Origin of the sequence: Bacillus sp. FSL R5-0286 (assembly GCF_038593245.1) — a bacterium.
Lineage (GTDB): Bacteria > Bacillota > Bacilli > Bacillales > Bacillaceae > Bacillus > Bacillus altitudinis.
Map to the genome: position 1 here is coordinate 2,339,190 of NZ_CP151977.1, position 17,738 is coordinate 2,356,927.

Consider the following 17,738-nt stretch of genomic DNA (forward strand, 5'->3'; position numbering starts at 1 on the left):
CTCCCATTATGTAGTTATTGATTTACTTTTACCATTGATGGACGAATAACTCGGTCTTTGAGTTTATAGCCCTTTTGCAATTCTTCTACAACGATGTTTGAATCGTAGTTTTCATCTTCAACTTGCATGACGGCTTGATGAAGGTTTGGATCGAACTCTTTGCCGACAGCTTCAATTGGTTCAACGCCTTCATTTTTCAACGCTTCTACCAGCTGGCGGTAAACCATTTGCATACCTTCTAACAAACTTTTCGTCTGCTCATTGTCTGGATCGATTCCAAGCGCTCTTTCAAAGTTGTCGAGAGCTGGGAGAAGGTCGCTGACAACATGTTGAGAACGATATTTTTGCACGGTCTCCACTTCAGTTCGAGCACGGCGTTTATAGTTTTCAAAATCTGCTTGAACACGCAGAATTTTGTTTTCTTTTTCATCTAGAAGCTGCTGCAATTCATCAATCTTCTCTTGGTAGGCAGACTGTTCATCGTGCTTTACTTCCTCAGTTTCTGCTTGAACTGCTTCTTCTTGTGCTTCAACCTCTGCTGCTTGCTCAGGTGTCTGTTTTTCTTCTGACATTGTGTTCACCTCCCTCAAAAAGATTCAATTATACGAAGGGGCTGTGCCCCCACCTTTTATCACCCTACTCATCATACAAATTGGAAAGTGCGTTTGACAAGTCTTTTGATACATGATGCAAAAGACTAACGACTCGCCCGTAATCCATACGGGTTGGACCAATGACAGCGATGGAGCCGAGTGATTTTTGATCAATCGCATAAGTTGCTGTGATTAAACTGCAGTTCTCCATTGCTTCCAAATTGTTTTCTGAACCGATTTTAATGGTGATTCCTTGCTGATTTGGATGAAACAGCTGCATGACATCATTCTTTTGTTCAATCAGCATCATGAGTGAACGAATGCGGTCAATGTCATGAAACTCTGGCTGGTTCAACATATTAATCTTCCCGCCAAAGAAAAGTTTTGATTCATTTTGTGTTGAAGTGAATGTGTTACCAAGTGCATCTAAAATATGATCATAGTCTTTTAAATGCGTGCGAAGGAGCATCACTACTTCTTTATACATCCTGTCCTTCAGCTGATCCATCGGGACTCCGGCTAAGCGGCTGTTTAAAATATTCATCAGCTTCTCAATATCGGAGACATCAAGATGCTCCGAGAAGGTGATGGTTTTGTTTTCAACATGCCCGCTGTCTGTAATCATAATCGCTACTGCTTTATTAGGCTGGACAGGGACAAGCTGAATTTGCTTCAATCGATTTTCACTTAGCTTTGGACCAAGGACAATTGATGTGTAGTTTGTGAGATCTGATAAAATTTCCGCCGATTTTTGAACTGTTTTTTCCAGCTCAAAAATTTTCTCCTGAAATACTGACTGGATGAGCACAAGCTCTTTAGATGACAGTTTTCGCGGAGAGAGCAAATGATCTACATAATAACGATATCCTTTTTCGGAAGGAATTCTTCCTGATGAAGAATGGGTCTTTTCAATAAAACCGAGTTCCTCCAAATCAGCCATTTCGTTTCTAATCGTCGCAGAGCTGAATGTAATGTCTTCTTTTTTGGAAAGAGTCCTTGATCCAACTGGCTGCGCCGAACGAATAAAGTCATTAATAATGACTTGTAGAATCAAAAGCTGACGATTTGTTAACATCATCATCACCCCTGTTAGCACTCTCTTTCAACGAGTGCTAATTGTATAAACAAAATTACCAAACTCAAATTAAAATGTCAATTATAACTCACCGAGAAACGCTTGAAATACTTCATTCCCTAACATTTTTCCTTTTCTTGTTAAACGAATGCCAATCTCATCCTGTTCAATGAGACCTTTTTCTGCTAATTCTTCAAGAATGGCGGGAAAGAGTGCTTCTGGTGATGCTCCAAATTTCGCTTGAAAGTGAGCACTTTTCACGCCTTCAATTTTCCGCAAACCTAAGAACATTTCTTCTTCGATCTGTTCTGCTTTTGTCACCTGATGCGTTTCCTTATATGGAAACCCTGTTTGTTCAATGAGCTCTAAGTAATGCTTCACTGGTCCAGCGTTCACATTGCGGACGCCATCTACATACCCGTGCGCTCCTGCGCCAAAACCAAAGTAATCTTCGTTGCTCCAATAGGTGAGGTTATGCTGGCTTTCAAAACCTGGTTTGGCGTAATTGCTAATCTCATATTGTTTGAGTCCGTGCCGCTCCATTTCATCCATGACGAGCTCATACATTTCAGCCTCACGTTCTTGCGGTGGTAAATGCAGTTTCCCTTTTTGCATCAAATTGTAAAAGACCGTCTTTGGCTCGACAATCAGCGAATAAACCGAATAATGTTCTGCACCTAATGAAAAAGCGGTCTCTAGTGAATGCATGACATGATGCTTCTCTTGATGAGGCAAACCAAACATAAGATCAAGACTAATGTTGTCAAACCCAACTGCTCTTGCTCGCTCGAAAGATGTGAGAACATCTTTCTTTTGATGAACCCGTCCGATTTTTTTGAGCAGGTCATCTTCAAATGTTTGAACACCAAAGCTCAGCCGATTAACGCCTGCTGATTTTAAGACATTCAATTTCTCAAGCGATAGTTCGTCTGGGTTTGCTTCTACTGCAAACTCGATTAAGTTTTTGGTTGGTTTTAATACGCGGTGAATGCTGTCCATAAGCTGATCTAACTGGCTGGTTGTCAGTGATGTCGGGGTTCCCCCGCCAATAAAGATCGTCTTTAGTTCTTGCTCCCCTTTTTGATCGATCGTGTGCTGCATTTCTTTTTCAAGAGCGGCTAAGTATTCATCGACCGGCTGGGTTTTAATGAAAAATTTATTAAAATCACAATAGTGACAAATGTGCTCACAAAATGGAATGTGAATGTATGCTGCTTTCATTTGTTGACACCTTCTTTACAGGTAAAGAGCCGCAGTTTATCGCTGCGGCCTCTTCGTTTGTTTTCGACTATAAACGTCAAGGCGAGCATTGTAAAGCAGGTTGCCTTGAGGATGTTATTTTTTCGGTGTGCTGTCGTCCATTTTCAGCACGGCCATAAATGCTTCTTGTGGGACTTCTACAGAACCCACTTGCTTCATGCGCTTTTTCCCTTCTTTTTGCTTCTCAAGAAGCTTTCTTTTCCGGGAAATATCTCCACCATAACACTTCGCTAGTACGTTCTTGCGCATTGCTTTAATGGTAGACCGAGCAACAATCTTTTGACCGATCGCTGCCTGAACTGGTACTTCAAAGTGCTGGCGCGGAATCAATTCTTTCAGCTTTTCTACAATGATCTTTCCGCGTTCATATGCATAATCGCGGTGAACAATAAAGGAAAGCGCATCGATTTTTTCGCCATTAAGCATGATATCCATTTTCACTAGAGTGGATGGGCGATAGCCGATCAGCTCGTAATCAAAGGATGCATACCCTTTTGTATTGGACTTTAATTGATCAAAGAATTCGTATACGATCTCTGCCAGAGGAATTTCGTACACAATGCTCACGCGGTTTGCATCAAGATATTGCATATCAATGAAATTGCCGCGCTTTCCTTGGCAAAGCTCCATCACAGAACCAACATAATCATTTGGCACCATCATTGTTGCCTTCACGTATGGCTCTTCAATTCGCTCAATCTTTTGCGGATCAGGCAAATTGGACGGGTTATCTACGACGATTTTTTCTCCGTCTGTCATATACACATCGTAAATAACACTTGGCGCTGTCGTAATAAGGTCGATTTTAAATTCACGCTCAATCCGTTCTTGGATGATTTCCATATGAAGCATGCCAAGGAAGCCGCAGCGGAAACCGAAGCCCAGTGCTTGGGATGTCTCTGCCTCATATTGAAGTGAAGAATCATTTAATTCAAGCTTTTCTAACGCTTCACGCAAGTCGTTATATTTCGCTGTGTCAATTGGATAAAGGCCGCAGTACACCATTGGGTTCAGCTTTCTATATCCAGGTAGAGCTTCTTTCGCAGGGTTTACCGCACTTGTGATCGTATCCCCTACACGTGTATCGCCAACATTTTTAATAGCAGCTGTTAAATAGCCAACATCTCCAACAGTGAGTTCGTCTGTTGGCATTGCTTTCGGTGTAAATACGCCGACTTCAAGCACTTCAAATTCTTTGCCTGTCGCCATCATCTTGATTTTTTGACCCGGTTTGACGGTTCCTTCGACAATTCGTATGTAAGCAATGACGCCACGATACGCATCGTAGAGAGAATCAAAAATGAGGGCTTGAAGTGGTGCTTCTGGATCTCCAGCTGGTGCCGGCACCTTTTCGACGATTTGTTCTAAAATATCCTCGATCCCGATGCCCGCCTTAGCAGAGGTAAGAACAGCTTCAGATGCATCCAACCCGATGACATCTTCAATTTCTTGTCTTACACGTTCAGGTTCTGCACTCGGCAGATCAATTTTGTTAATGATCGGCAGAATTTCTAAGTTGTTATCAAGAGCTAAATAAACGTTCGCTAGTGTCTGTGCTTCAATGCCTTGTGCTGCATCCACCACAAGAATTGCACCTTCACAGGCAGCTAGGCTTCGAGATACCTCATAGGTGAAGTCGACATGCCCTGGTGTATCAATCAGGTGCATAATATATTCTTCTCCATCCTTCGCCTGATATTTCAGCTGGACAGAGTTTAATTTGATCGTAATGCCGCGTTCACGCTCTAAGTCCATGGAATCAAGTAATTGTTCTTTCATTTCTCGTTGCGTAATCGCCGCTGTTTTTTCCAAAATACGGTCAGCCAATGTGGATTTCCCATGGTCAATATGGGCGATAATGGAGAAATTTCGAATTCTTGATTGCCGTTCTAATCGTTTTTCTTTATCTGTCACAATCTATCACTCCTACTATAAAACGCGGGTTGCGCTAGGTTAGATTATATCAATAGGGCTGTAAAGATTCAATCGAAATCAAGAAAAGCCGCTCATCGGTTAGCGGCTTTCACGAAAAGGTGTGATATCTTATGAAATAACATCCAACATGATGCTTACAACAGTTTATTTACCATTCACCCAATCATAAAGTGTACGGGCTGCATGCGTCATACCATCTGATAATGCTTTTCCGGCCTTAGAGAAGGCATTAAAGCTCTCCATTTCTTCTAGCTGCTTTTGTTTTTCTGCTAAGTCTTTTTGTGTGACAGCTGTTCCGAGGATAGAAGCTTCTTTTTCTTGATCATCATTCGTTTGGACAGTGAAGGCCCCTTTTAATTGCGGATCATGATACCCTTTCATTTGCAGCATGCCATTATTGGCTTGCTGCATTCCTAAAAAGACACCGAATAGCAATACGAGCGATAAAATAATGGTTTTTCCGATAAATGAGCCCATATCCTCCACCACCTTAAGACCGTTTTTTCTCATCCTTTGCTTTGCCGTCTACCTTTTCTGCGTCCCAGAAAATTTCACTGAACACATCAGCTGCTGCATTGGATGCGTTTTTCAGTTCTTCCATATTATTATCCACACCGCCAAATTCTAATAGAAGGGCTTTGTCAGATAAATCTTGATTATAGATTCCATTATCACCAATTTCTCCTTTGGCAAACACACCGACACTAAGTCCTTTATATTTTTTCTCCATCAAATGGTGGAACTCTGTCGCCAGCTTTAAGTTTTTCTCATAGCTTTGATTCTTCTTCCCTACAACAAACGCGATTCTCGCATATTTCTTGCCTTTGATTTCTACTGTCGTATCTTTCTTTCTTCTTGAATCCCGGTGAATATCGATTAAGTAATCTAAGTCATCATTTTTAGCGAGAGCTTCTTTTACAACCAATCTGGATTCATTATACGATTGTGGGTACTTCAATCCTTTTTTTAGCAGTCTTTTTTCGATTTCTGTTTTATCCACTGTGTTGCCGATTCCTTGCTGATCGAGCGCTTTACCAAACATCTCCCCGACAAGGGTGACGTTCACTTTTGAGTGGCGCGCATTGTTTGGGTTTGTTTCTCCTTTTAAAAATGGTAAATATGATTCCGTATTATGTGTGTGATAAATGTACACAGCTTTTCGTTTTCCTGTCGACTGGTCCGGCTCTTTTGCAGGCGTTTTCGGTTCATCTTCATCAAGCTTGTCCAGCTCAGCTAGATTTGCTTCTTTTTCATCTTTGATGACTTCACTTGGAGGCGGCGATTCCATTGGCATATTCGTATAGTCTGTACCTTCACCTGCTAGGATGATTTTTGTATCAAAATGTTCAAAGCCCGGCAGCTCTCTTCCTAGAAAACTGCGGGGGTCTTCTAAATTGATACTTGTGGCAAGTTTGAGTGACAGCCCGGAGAAATGAAATCCTTTTTGATCTTCAGGGACTGCTGAGGCAAAATATTGATTTTCCATCCCCATTAGAGTTGCAAAGAATGCCCCTGACAGCTCATCTGCTACACCATATAATGATGCTTGAGGCCTAAGCTCAGGTTTTAAAGACGTCAAAGCCCCTGACATGACAAACACAACCACCAGAGAGACAATAAACAAAAAAATACTCTTCACTACTTTTGTTCCATTAATCGCAACGACCAACTGTCGAGGACGGCGAGGTCTTTTTTTCATGATTTACTCCCTCCAGCACGCTTTCTAGTAATTACACTATGAGCAAGCTAGAGAAAGTAGAACTGATTAATGATTATAGGAACCCATGTTGTCTTGAGAGATTTTTTGATGAAGTGCTGTATTTAACCCATTGGCGAGTACGTTCGCCATGTCATCAATGAATGTATCCACTTCCTTCGGTGTGACCATTAGATTTTGTCCAAGCGGCGCAAGTACTTCATGGATCAACTGTCTTTTTTCTTCTTCAGGAAGCGTTCCGACGATTCCTAAAAAGGATTGACGCGTTTCATCATCTGGCAAATCTTCTTCATTCAGCACTTTTTTCTTCCCAAATGTCAGACCCGCTGGTACTAAAGATCGGGAAGGTCTATCATCTTTCAGTTCTCTACCAAAATGCTTTAACACGTAATCAATCGTGTCACTTGCGATCGTCACTGCATCGACCACTGTCGGTACACCAATGGCAATGACTGGAATCCCCAAGGTCTCTTTGCTTAATTCTTTTCGTTTATTTCCGACACCCGATCCTGGATGTATACCTGTATCAGAAATTTGAATCGTTGTATTCACCCGTTCTACTGCACGTGCAGCCAGTGCATCGATGGCGATCACAAAGTCTGGTTTAGATCTTTCAATTACACCTTGTATAATGTCACTTGTTTCTATACCAGTCAGTCCCATGACTCCAGGCGATAATGAAGACACTGGGCGATAGCCTTCCTGCACATTCTCAGGCTGTAATTCAAATAAATGGCGTGTCACCAGCAAATTTTCAACTGTGAGCGGCCCTAAAGCATCCGGCGTGACATTCCAGTTTCCGAGTCCTACGACAAGACAGCTCGCATCTGCCTGAATGCCGTGATCTTTTAAAAACTGAGCAAAATGATGGGCAAAAACTTCGACCACTTTTTCTTGCATCTCAGAGTCTTTCTCCCGAATTCCTTGCGCCTCAAGCGTCAAGTATGTCCCTGCCTTTTTTCCGGTCAACTCTTCTCCTTCTGTCGTAATCTCCACAGTGCGGATGCGGATGCCGTGCTCTTCCTTCTCCTTCTCAACAATTCCTTGAATACCGTCCTTTTTGACCACATTCGGATTGTTCTCTTGTTCTAGTATCTCTTTTGTTTCAACGGCCAAATCGGTCCGGATTTGATAAGCGCTTAAATCAAGTTTCTGTTTCTTCATGAAAAGGCTCCTTCCATCAAGTAATTAACAGTAGTCTTTCCATCTCTTTCAAGAAACATTCGAGCGCTTCATCAATGAAAAATACTTTACATTTATATTGCATTCTAAAGGTGTGTTTGATAGAATACAATTTGTTCTATTGTGAAGATTTAACCTTAAGACAATTGTGTTTAGGTTGTATCTTAGGAGGTGAAACACATGCCAAATATTAAATCAGCGATCAAACGTACAAAAACGAATAACGAACGCCGTGCACACAACGCAACAATCAAGTCTGCGATGCGTACTGCGATTAAACAAGTTGAAGTTTCTGTAGCTAACAACGATGCTGAGCAAGCAAAAGCTGCTCTTTCTTCTGCTGCAAAACGCATTGACAAAGCCGTTAAAACTGGTCTTGTACACAAAAACGCAGCTGCGCGTTACAAATCAAGACTTGCGAAACAAGTTAACGGACTTTCTGCATAATGTTTGCAACGCCTCAGTGATGAGGCACCTGTTTAACTGTACGTCCGTCCTGAACGGCTCAGCCATAAGGACAGACTGGCAATTATACATCTAAACAAAAACGACCCTCTTTTGAGAAGGTCGTTTTTTTATGTTCAAGCCCCTAATAACCGAAGCAGGAACAATTCTAATAATAGCTGCTTGTCCTTTTTACCCGTTTTCATTTCATAATCAATCGTGGAGAGCTCTTTGACGATGTACTTTAGCTCTTCTTCTGAAAACAGTCTTGCCTGATCCATCGCGAGTTTGACCCGAAATGGGTGGACTTTCAGGTTTGACGCAATTTGTTTTTGCCCGTATCCCTGTTGAGCAAAGTACTTTGTCTGCAATATCAACCGAAATTGATTTGAAATGAGTGCCAATATTTTAATGGGCTCCTCATTTTGCTTTAGGAGATCATAAAACATTTGCATCGCTTCAGACCGGCGCCTGTTCACGATTTGGTTAATCAGTTCGAAAATATTCTGCTCCAAACTTCGTGCAACGAGCTGATTGACATCCGCCAGCTCAATTTCCTCTCGCTGCCCAATATATGTACTTAGCTTTCGAACCTCTTGAAAAAGTGAGGACAGGCTCCCGCCACATAACATGACAAGCTGTTCTGCCGCTTCAGCCGAGATTGTTTTTCCTTCTGTTTTCACTAATGTAATGGTGAAATCTGTTGTTTCTTTCGGATTTAACTCTTTCGCCTCAACCACAGCCGCTTTCTTTTTTAACAATTTGGTGATTTTCTTACGTTCGTCCAGTTTTTCATATGGTGCTAATAACACGAGAATCGTGTAGGGTGCTGGCTTTTCTAAATAAGCTTCTAACACAGAAAGCTGATGCTCGATCTTTTCTTTTTTCTTTTCTGCAGTGAGGAAATAAGGGTTTTTGATCACAACGAGACGCCGCTCTCCCATAAACGGAAATGTTTCTGCGTCCGTCACAGCCTGCTCAAGCGGCACCTCTTCCATATCGAAGACAGAGTAATTAAAATCCTTTGTTTCTTCGTCGACGACAGCTTGTCTCAATTTTGCAGCTGTCTCTTGAAGTAAATACGTTTCTTTTCCATATAAGCAATAAACGGGATGGATATCCCCTTTTTTAAAATTGTTCCATACTTCAAAGACCATTCGCTTAAATCCCTCTCTTTCACTTCCTCCTCTATCCTAAAGCGTGTAGAGACATTAGTAAAGAGGAAGCTGAAAGTGCCGCCTCCTCATTTATAGTAAACGTCTCACGTAAGCTCCCGGGTCAGCTTACAGTCAGACGATATTCACAAAATGATCATGAAAATGGAAAACGGTTACTTTACCTTCTAGCAATTCCAAATGAGTTCAAGTATACTAAAAATAGCCAGGAGGGATGAAAATGAATGAATTTGAAAAGAATGTTCAAAGCAAGCGGAATGATGTGACCGACTCAGCTGTTGGTTTTATCGTCACATTCGGATTTTTCGCCTCAATGTTTATTTTGGCAACAGTGATACACCTCGTTGGATCTTAACTACATGAATGCAAGATGACTGCCGTTTTGGCAGTTTTTTTATTGATTTTGTAAGATATCATATGGAGGATGAGCGTAAAATGTTCCATCCTCTTCAAGAAATTCATAGGTCACACTTCCATCGATATCTGTACGATACACCTTTGTTTGATGCTCATTTAATTTTTTCAAAACTTCTTGATGAGGATGGTGATACCGATTTCGTTCACCTGCTGAAATCAGTGCATATGACGGGTTCAAATGCTGAAGCCATTCTTCACTTGTTGATCCTTTACTCCCGTGATGTCCAACCTTCAAGACATCCGCTCGTAGCTTGGGGTAAGCTTGAATGATGTCTCGTTCCCCTTCTTGTTCAAGATCCCCAGTCAGCATAAAACGCTTGCCGCCAAGCGTAAAGGTGAGGACCAGTGAATCATTATTTTTACTCGTCACCTGGTCACGTGCAGGATGCAGAACGTCAAATTTTTGTCCTCCAATTCTCAACTGATCCCCTCTTTCTAACTCATCTACAGGAATCCTTTGATCAGCCGCTTCCTTTAAAAGCTGCGCATCCTCTGGATTTCGAGCAAAGCCTTTTGGGATTGCAAGGCGTTTGACTTTATTTCGCTTTATTAACCGCATCGCTTCTCCCATATGATCTTGATCTGCATGGGTAAGGATGAGGACATCAAGTTTTGCTATGCCTTTAGAATGCAGAAATGGAATAAGCGTTTGATCCCCAATTGTAGATACTTTACGTCTTTTTTTCCATGGCTCTTCTTCAAAAGAAAGTCTGCCTCCTGTATCGACTAATATATGCCCGGTTCGATAAGGTAGCTGAATAAACAAACTATCCCCTTGTCCTACATCTAACATCGTGACCTCTCCTTTTTGAAGAAAATTCGGCGTGAAATAGTGTATAGCCAGCACACAAACGAGAATCAAAATCGGCACAAGATAAGATTTGATAGAAGTTTTACATTCCATCACAACGAATAGAAAAACAATGGAGGAAACCTCTAGGAGCACATGCCACCATGTCGATTTCATAAAAATGAGAGTAAGACCATCGTAAGCAGCCATATGTGCTGACAATTGATGACTAAACTGGATCACCCAATCAAGCAGCTGAAACAGTGTTTGTCCAAGCGGAAGATAAATGATAGATAAAAGAAAAGAGAATAAGGACAGAGGCATGACAACCATTGTATAAAAAGGAACAAACATCATATTTAAAGGAACACTCAGCAAGGAAAATTGTTGAAAATAATATAAAAGAATAGGAAGCGAAGCAAGCTGTGCAATCAAGGAAATGAGCAATAACTGCATCACCGAACTTTTTGCTTTTGATAAAATACTAGTGGATAGCAAAATAAATAAGGTCACCACAAATGACAGTTGAAAACCGACATCAAATATATAAAGTGGTTGAATGGCTAATAAAAGCAAGAACGCTGCACTTAACACGACCGCAGAAGGCTGTTTCATTTCTTTTGGCAGGCTTGTGATGACTAAATAAATTCCAGCCATGAGACAGGCTCTTAACACAGACGGTGCAGCACCTGTTAAACAAGCATAAACCGGCAAAAAGGATAATAAAAGAATACGCGCTGTCTCTCTTGTCACGCCAGCGCGGAGTAGACACCAAAATAGACAAGCGAGCAATGTTTGAACATGAAGTCCTGAAATGGCTAATAAATGAATGATGCCAAGCATTTGATAATCTCTTAATGTATCAGGGTCTATTAAATCACGATCGCCAAAAATAAGTGCCTGCACAATCCCAACAGAACTCTTCGGAACGTGATCTTCTAGAAATTTCAACCCCTTCTGCCTAATAGATGAAAGGTAATGTGAAGGGCTGTCATGTTTCGTGCAGCTTTTCATAGACTGCGTTAAGAAAATAGCATGGATGCCTTTTGTTTTAAGAAATTGATCATATTGAAAGCCATTCGGTATGGTTGCATGTTTAGGCAACCGCATCTCACCTGTCATATGACAGCTCATACCTGGTCCAACATCTTTTAGCGCTTCTTTTTCACGCTCCGTTTGAATCGTATAAAACGCCGCTAGTCGATGATTCTCTGATGAAACAGTCGCTGAAAAGCGATTGCCATCTATTTTCGGAATCGTTTCAATCACAACCGAATGAGAAAATGATTTTTCTTGTACGGGATGATCCGTTTCAAAAGACTGATGCACCATAAAAATGAGCATATAGATCGTTCCACACAAACTGACCATTAGAAAGAGCTGGGGTGTTTTTTTCAGCAAACTGAAAAGAAGACATACAAGAAGAAAAAGGAGAAAATACAAATGAAGATGATATGCGGCCAGAGCAATTCCAACAGCTGCTGAAATCGCCCCGAACGGCAAATACTTAAACATAGGAAGTAAATAATTGATTCGCCTTTTCATGCATTTGACGAATTTCTGTTTCGCTACGTCCTGATTCACTTAGTTTGCCTATTAAATCCGCAACAAAGGCTAATTTTTCTTGGTTTTTTAAGTCAATAATCATCTCATCTAGTTCAACCTGTTCTGTTTGAACTCCGGCCTGTTCAAATAAATCAACAGCATATGGATGATTTTTATAATCCTTCGCATAATACACTGTTCGAATACCTGCTTGAATAATCGCTTTACAGCACTGCAAGCAAGGAAAATGCGTCACATATATTTCAGCATCAGCCGTTGGTGCACCAAATTTGGCACATTGTAAAATAGCGTTCATCTCCGCATGGATTGTACGAACGCAGTGATGATCTATGACATAGCACCCTACATCTGCACAATGCACGTCGCCGGCAATGGATCCATTATATCCACCTGCGATGATGCGCTTGTCTCTTACGATCGTTGCCCCAACAGCTAGCCGCTCACAGGTGCTTCGCAAAGCAAGCAGATGGCTTTGAGCCATAAAATATTGATTCCATGAAATTCTCTCCACGAGCTCATCCCTCCAGAATGATGTATGGTATTAAGTGTACATGCCTTTCTTCTATACCGTCAATTCTACTTAACCGTCAGTTGATTTTTCAGCCGTTCAATGGTCTTCTCTCCAAAACCCGAAATATTCCGCAAATCTTCAATTTGCTGAAATTCTCCATGTTCTTCTCTATACGCAATGATGGCTTCCGCTTTGGCTGGGCCTATTCCGTTAATGGTCTGCAATTCCGCTGCATCAGCTTGATTGACATTCACCCCTTGACTCTGTTCTTTTCCGGGCGGCGTATCAACCGCTGCTGTTTGTCCCTGCTTGTCACCTTCCCCCTTCTTTCGTACATAAATCATCATACTGTCCTCTAATTTTGCTGCTTGATTGATGTCAACTGTATCTGCCTTACTCGTAAAACCACCTGCTCTTTTAATCGCTTCTTCAACTCTGTCCTCAGCCATAAATGCATAAACGCCCGGCTTCCGTACAGCTCCTTTGACCTCTACTACGATGGATGTTGGCTCTTTTTCTGCACTCTCTTGTTTTTCTTCTAATGTGACCCGCGTTTCATGTTGTTCTTTCAATACACTTGGCTCGGCGCTGCCTTTCTCTTTTCCTACTAAAAAGCAGAAACAGATGATGATAAGGATGATGATTCCCGCTATCAGATAAAGACTGTATTTTTTCAACGAATTGAGCTGCTTCACTTGTTCACGCTTCTTTCAATCATATTTTCACGCTGCTTCACATACTGTTTAGAAGATAACAGATCCTATGCGTCTAAGGAGGGAGAACGTTTGAATATAGGGTTAATCGGTACAGGAAACATGGGTACCATACTTACTGAGGCATTTATTGAATCAAAAGCAGTCAATCCCTCATCCATCACCATTACAAATCGGACCATCGAAAAAGCGTTCAATATAAAAAAGAATCACCCAGAGGTCGAAGTGACGAAACAGCTTTCAGGAGCTGTAACAGATAAAGATTTCATCTTTGTTTGTGTCAAACCACTTGATATTTATCCGCTTTTAAAAGAGCTGAGCCCACTTTTAAAAGAACAGCAAACCATTGTCATCATTACAAGTCCGGTTCATCCTGAACAGCTTCAAGACATTGTTCCTTGTCAAACAGCCAGACTGATCCCAAGCATCACCAACCGCGCATTATCAGGCGCATCACTTTTAACATTTGGTTCATCATGCAATGTCACGACAAAAGCAGCGCTCAGACAACTCGCTTCCCGCATTTCAACACCAATAGAAATTCATCATTCAATCACACGGGCAGCCTCAGATATTGTCAGCTGCGGTCCTGCCTTTATTAGCTTTCTTGTTCAGAAAATGATTGAAGCCGCTGTTGAAGAAACGGATATTTCAAAAGAAGAAGCCACCACCTTATCAGAAGATATGCTTGTAGGACTTGGCCGTTTGATTGAAAAAAGGGTGTATACCCTGCCTACACTGCAAGAGAAGGTGTGTGTAAAAGGCGGCGTCACCGGCGAGGGCATTAAAGCACTTGAAGCAGGTGTTCAAGATATGTTCCATCAGCTTTTCCAGAACACTCATGACAAGTTCGATGAGGATGTAGAAGCGGTTGCGCATCAATACCCACCGAGTGTGTTTACTGATGATCTCAGAAATTAAACATGTTCGCAACAAGCGAAAAAAGGGTTTTAAAAAAACCATCGTCCATTAAACGATGGTTTTTGGTTTCTTCGCTGAAATAAAATATCTTTCTGCACATTCTTGAGGTGCTTCATTTGTAAAATCAGCGGTCACTTCAATCTGTTCAAAGCCAGCGGACTCAAGGAACGCTGCATATGTCTCAAAAGGAAATGTACGTTGTTCGTGCGTTTCATCATAACGTTCATACACGTCTCCGTCTTTTACAAAGAAGCTTAAATCATGAATGATCGAATATGGATGATCTCCTTTATCACTCTGCCAAATGTAGCTGATTTCTTCATCTTGATCGGCATAAGTAGAGCCAGGAAATACCTCTTCCATTTTATAAGGGGTATGAACATCAAACAATAAAACCCCACCTGTCTCTAAAAGCTGAAACAGGTTTTTAAAGGTTTTTTTGACGTCATTTTCGTTTTTTAGATAATTCAAAGAATCACAACAAATAACCGCTGCTTGAAAAGTTTGTTCAAACCCCTCAAGCTCTCTCATATCTTGATGTAAAAATTGAATAGACTGCTTATGAGCCTGTGCTTTTTGCTGCGCAAATGCCAGCATCTCTTCACTTAGGTCAATTCCTGTGACCATGTGACCTTTTGCAGCTAACCGAAGAGAGATTTCTCCAGTTCCACAACCTACATCGATAATCGCACTATTCGGCTTGATATACCGCTGTATCCACTGAACCCATTCATCATAAGGGGCATGTGTCATGAGCTCATCATACACACCTGCAAACCCTTGATAAATCATGAGTTAATGCCAAGCGAAAGCGTTTCTCTCGGCGCATCTCCCCAAAGCTTCTCTAAGTTATAGTATCCTCTTTCCTCTTTGTGGAACACATGAGCAATGACATCTCCTAAATCAATCAAGACCCATCTTGCTTCGTCAAAGCCTTCCATCTTTTTAACTTCGATGCCGCCTTCTTCTGCAAGGTGTTTCACTTCTCTTGCAATGGCCTGTACTTGTTTGTCAGAATTCCCGTGACAAATGAGAAAATAATCTGCAACAAGTGAGATCCCTTGCATATTCAGGGCGATAATGTCCTCTGCCCGTTTATCATCGCACGCTCCTGCTGCGATGTTTAAAATTGATGATGCATCCATCAAAATTCCTCCTTAGTTGTTCTTTTGCACAAGTGAGTTATAAGTAGCAAGTGTATTTGGGAAAACTGGCTGATTCTTTTTCATTAAAAAGCTGACGGTGTTTTTTAAAGATTGAATCAAGGCAAGGTCCAAATCCTGCTCTGCTAACTCTCTTACTTCCTCTACACCAGGAAAATGGCGTCCTGGCTCTATATAGTCGGCGACATAAATAACTTTTTCAAGCAATGTCATGTTCGGTCTGCCGGATGTATGGAATTCAATGGCTGTTAAAATATCTTGGTCGTCAATTCCAACTTCTTTTTTGACCAAATAGGCACCAACTGGGGCATGCCAAAGCTCAGGTGAATATTTAAGCAATAGAGGGTTCATCTGTTCTTGCTGGATGATGCCCTTCATTTCTTCTTTCGGTCTAAATTTAGCATAATCGTGGAAAATAGCCGCGACCTCTGCTTTTTTCACATCTGCACCAAAACGTTCAGCTAATGAAATGGCCGTCTCCATTACCCCAATTGTATGTGTATATCTATGCTCTGTTAACTGCTGTTTGACACAGTTTAAAGCTTCTTCACGATTCATATAAATGATGCTCCTTTATATAACACTCAACCGCTTTCGGAATCAAATAATCAACAGGTTTCCCCTGCTTCATTCGCTGCCTAATCAATGTCGATGATACATCAAAAGCCGGAACATCTGCAAACAAAAGAGGATACGCCGTATTTCCTTCATAACCTGGTCTTTTCATCCCAATAAAGGTGATCATCTGAAGCAAATCATCGATTCTGTGCCATTTCGGCAAATACTCGACCATGTCCGCTCCAATCATAAAAAAGAACTCATCTTCAGGATGGCGCTTCTTTAACAGCTCAACCGTATCTACTGTATAAGATGGGCCCTCACGCTCCATTTCAATAAGCTCAACTCGAAAATGAGGATTTGTCTGAATCGCTTTTTCCACCATTTTTACGCGGTGATGACTCTCTGCTCGTTTTCGGCCCGTTTTATGAGGGGGCTTGTGATTTGGGATAAACCAAATTTCATCAAGCCCTACTTGGAAACGCACCTCACTTGCCATCAGCAAATGCCCATTATGCGGGGGATCAAACGTACCACCGAACAATCCTATTTTTTTCATATCATATCCACCTTTACGGCAGCTTAATTTGTTTATTTTCCTTTGATTCCTTATAAAGGACAATCACATTTCCGATCGTTTGAACGAGTTCAGCTTTTGCACCTTTTACAAGTGCTTTTGCAACCTCTGTTTTGTCCTCGTCGCAGTTTTGCAATACGCTGACTTTCAAAAGTTCTCTTGCTTCAAGCGCCTCGGAAATTTGCTTGACCATATTGTCATTTACCCCGCCTTTTCCAACTTGAAAAATAGGTGATAAATGATGTGCTTGCGCACGTAAAAAACGTTTTTGCTTACCTTTTAACATGGTGTTCCTCCTAATTTCTCTATGACAATTGACTTCATTTTTCGGGCGTCAGGTGTAATGCCCGTCCACAGTTCAAAGGCTCTTACCGCCTGACCAACAAACATGCCGACGCCATCGACTGTTTTCAAACCTAACCCGGCTGCTTCGCTTAGCAGCTTTGTTTCTATTGGATTATACACAATATCACAAACGACCGCTGTTTTTTTTGCGTTCGCTAAAGAAATGGGGGTTTCTTCAACATTCGGATACATACCAATTGAGGTCGTATGGATGATGACATCATATTCCCCAAGCCGCTCTTCTGCTGTATTTAATGCAATGGCATGAGATGTGATTTTTCCATCGGCACTTTCAATTAAAGCCTCAGCTTTTTCAATGGTGCGGTTGGCGATATCAAATTGTTTCGGTGCATACTCAGCAATTGTCGTGTAAATCGCTCTTGCTGCTCCACCAGCACCAAGCAGGAGAAATGACAGCTCTGATAACGGCTGATCCAACGCTTCAAGCAATGAATGAAGAAAACCCTCTCCATCTGTATTGTACCCAACGAGTTGACCATTTTCGAGGCGAACTGTATTGACGGCACGCAGACGTTCAGCTGTCACATCAATTTTGTCAAGGTACTGCATGATGTCTACCTTGTGCGGAACAGTGACGTTAAAGCCGCTGATTCCTAAGGCTTTCATACCGTTAATGGCATCTTTCAGGTCGTTTTCTTCTACTTGAAAGCCATGATAATGTCCATCAATTCCAGCATCCTTTAATGCTGCATTATGAATATCTGGAGACATTGAATGGCCAACAGGGTTACCGATTACTCCGTATAAAGGTTTCAAGGTCTCTCCCCCTCTGAAC

At 41.6% G+C, this 17,738-nt stretch carries 20 protein-coding genes; 3 read left to right on the forward strand and 17 right to left on the reverse strand.

Translation table 11 applies throughout. The features are described from left to right. Positions 1–14 precede the first annotated feature (14 nt). The 7 genes from grpE to gpr all read right to left on the reverse strand — a co-directional run bounded on the left by grpE (position 15) and on the right by gpr (position 7,744). A complete protein-coding gene (gene grpE / locus NST24_RS12015) occupies positions 15–572 on the reverse strand; it encodes a nucleotide exchange factor GrpE (RefSeq protein WP_342461812.1) in 558 nt (185 codons plus the stop codon). A gap of 64 nt (positions 573–636) precedes the next feature. Next, entirely contained in the window at positions 637–1,668 is a 1,032-nt protein-coding gene (gene hrcA / locus NST24_RS12020) for a heat-inducible transcriptional repressor HrcA (RefSeq protein WP_008342473.1), read from the reverse strand. Between the two features lie 81 nt (positions 1,669–1,749). Further along, entirely contained in the window at positions 1,750–2,889 is a 1,140-nt protein-coding gene (gene hemW, locus NST24_RS12025; RefSeq protein WP_135009256.1) for a radical SAM family heme chaperone HemW, read from the reverse strand. A 114-nt stretch (positions 2,890–3,003) separates the two neighbouring features. Continuing rightward, complete coding sequence (gene lepA, locus NST24_RS12030; protein ID WP_008342476.1) at positions 3,004–4,842, reverse strand: translation elongation factor 4; 1,839 nt, start codon at positions 4,840–4,842, stop codon at positions 3,004–3,006. 165 nt (positions 4,843–5,007) lie between these two features. After that, the gene (locus NST24_RS12035; RefSeq protein ID WP_017358024.1) at positions 5,008–5,340 is read right to left on the reverse strand and encodes a YqxA family protein; all 333 of its coding nucleotides are present in this window, start codon (positions 5,338–5,340) and stop codon (positions 5,008–5,010) included. 13 nt (positions 5,341–5,353) lie between these two features. After that, positions 5,354–6,562 carry a stage II sporulation protein P gene (locus tag NST24_RS12040; protein WP_007501337.1) on the reverse strand — a complete coding sequence of 403 codons (1,209 nt, stop codon included), beginning with the start codon at positions 6,560–6,562 and terminating at the stop codon, positions 5,354–5,356. A gap of 66 nt (positions 6,563–6,628) precedes the next feature. After that, entirely contained in the window at positions 6,629–7,744 is a 1,116-nt protein-coding gene (gpr, locus tag NST24_RS12045; RefSeq protein WP_135009257.1) for a GPR endopeptidase, read from the reverse strand. 198 nt (positions 7,745–7,942) lie between these two features. On the opposite strand from gpr, the gene rpsT reads away from it, so the two are divergent. Then, complete coding sequence (rpsT, locus tag NST24_RS12050) at positions 7,943–8,209, forward strand: 30S ribosomal protein S20 (protein ID WP_008342485.1); 267 nt, start codon at positions 7,943–7,945, stop codon at positions 8,207–8,209. 134 nt (positions 8,210–8,343) lie between these two features. Here rpsT and holA read toward each other — a convergent pair whose 3' ends face one another. Next, positions 8,344–9,363 (reverse strand): DNA polymerase III subunit delta, encoded by a 1,020-nt coding sequence (holA, locus tag NST24_RS12055; protein ID WP_061419611.1) that lies wholly within the window; start codon positions 9,361–9,363, stop codon positions 8,344–8,346. 238 nt (positions 9,364–9,601) lie between these two features. On the opposite strand from holA, the gene NST24_RS12060 reads away from it, so the two are divergent. Beyond that, the gene (locus tag NST24_RS12060) at positions 9,602–9,736 is read left to right on the forward strand and encodes a YqzM family protein (RefSeq protein ID WP_008342491.1); all 135 of its coding nucleotides are present in this window, start codon (positions 9,602–9,604) and stop codon (positions 9,734–9,736) included. Between the two features lie 39 nt (positions 9,737–9,775). Here NST24_RS12060 and NST24_RS12065 read toward each other — a convergent pair whose 3' ends face one another. From NST24_RS12065 to NST24_RS12075, 3 genes are all read right to left on the reverse strand, one after another. Continuing rightward, positions 9,776–12,103, reverse strand: a complete 2,328-nt coding sequence (locus NST24_RS12065; protein ID WP_342462633.1) for a DNA internalization-related competence protein ComEC/Rec2 — start codon at positions 12,101–12,103, stop codon at positions 9,776–9,778. Next, the gene (locus tag NST24_RS12070) at positions 12,096–12,665 is read right to left on the reverse strand and encodes a ComE operon protein 2 (RefSeq protein ID WP_008342495.1); all 570 of its coding nucleotides are present in this window, start codon (positions 12,663–12,665) and stop codon (positions 12,096–12,098) included. Before NST24_RS12070 ends, NST24_RS12065 begins: the two co-directional genes overlap by 8 nt. A 65-nt stretch (positions 12,666–12,730) precedes the next feature. Beyond that, positions 12,731–13,360 carry a ComEA family DNA-binding protein gene (locus NST24_RS12075; RefSeq protein ID WP_342461813.1) on the reverse strand — a complete coding sequence of 210 codons (630 nt, stop codon included), beginning with the start codon at positions 13,358–13,360 and terminating at the stop codon, positions 12,731–12,733. 90 nt (positions 13,361–13,450) lie between these two features. On the opposite strand from NST24_RS12075, the gene comER reads away from it, so the two are divergent. After that, on the forward strand, positions 13,451–14,299 hold the full coding sequence (gene comER / locus NST24_RS12080) for a late competence protein ComER (RefSeq protein WP_008342498.1): 849 nt from the start codon (positions 13,451–13,453) through the stop codon (positions 14,297–14,299). Positions 14,300–14,347: 48 nt separating this feature from the next. Here comER and NST24_RS12085 read toward each other — a convergent pair whose 3' ends face one another. The 6 genes from NST24_RS12085 to aroE are packed head-to-tail and all read right to left on the reverse strand — an operon-like array spanning position 14,348 to position 17,719. Then, positions 14,348–15,091, reverse strand: coding sequence for a class I SAM-dependent methyltransferase (locus NST24_RS12085; protein WP_342461814.1), 744 nt, complete (start codon positions 15,089–15,091; stop codon positions 14,348–14,350). Continuing rightward, positions 15,088–15,444 carry a ribosome silencing factor gene (gene rsfS, locus NST24_RS12090; RefSeq protein ID WP_008342502.1) on the reverse strand — a complete coding sequence of 119 codons (357 nt, stop codon included), beginning with the start codon at positions 15,442–15,444 and terminating at the stop codon, positions 15,088–15,090. The genes NST24_RS12085 and rsfS overlap by 4 nt, the downstream gene beginning before the upstream one ends. Before the next feature lie 12 nt (positions 15,445–15,456). Further along, positions 15,457–16,020 carry a bis(5'-nucleosyl)-tetraphosphatase (symmetrical) YqeK gene (gene yqeK / locus NST24_RS12095; RefSeq protein ID WP_342461815.1) on the reverse strand — a complete coding sequence of 188 codons (564 nt, stop codon included), beginning with the start codon at positions 16,018–16,020 and terminating at the stop codon, positions 15,457–15,459. Continuing rightward, positions 16,010–16,579, reverse strand: a complete 570-nt coding sequence (locus NST24_RS12100; protein WP_050827446.1) for a nicotinate-nucleotide adenylyltransferase — start codon at positions 16,577–16,579, stop codon at positions 16,010–16,012. Before NST24_RS12100 ends, yqeK begins: the two co-directional genes overlap by 11 nt. Positions 16,580–16,592: 13 nt before the next feature. Beyond that, positions 16,593–16,883, reverse strand: coding sequence for a ribosome assembly RNA-binding protein YhbY (yhbY, locus tag NST24_RS12105; RefSeq protein WP_008342507.1), 291 nt, complete (start codon positions 16,881–16,883; stop codon positions 16,593–16,595). After that, positions 16,877–17,719 (reverse strand): shikimate dehydrogenase, encoded by an 843-nt coding sequence (aroE, locus tag NST24_RS12110; protein WP_058336620.1) that lies wholly within the window; start codon positions 17,717–17,719, stop codon positions 16,877–16,879. The genes yhbY and aroE overlap by 7 nt, the downstream gene beginning before the upstream one ends. Between the last annotated feature and the right edge of the window lie 19 nt (positions 17,720–17,738).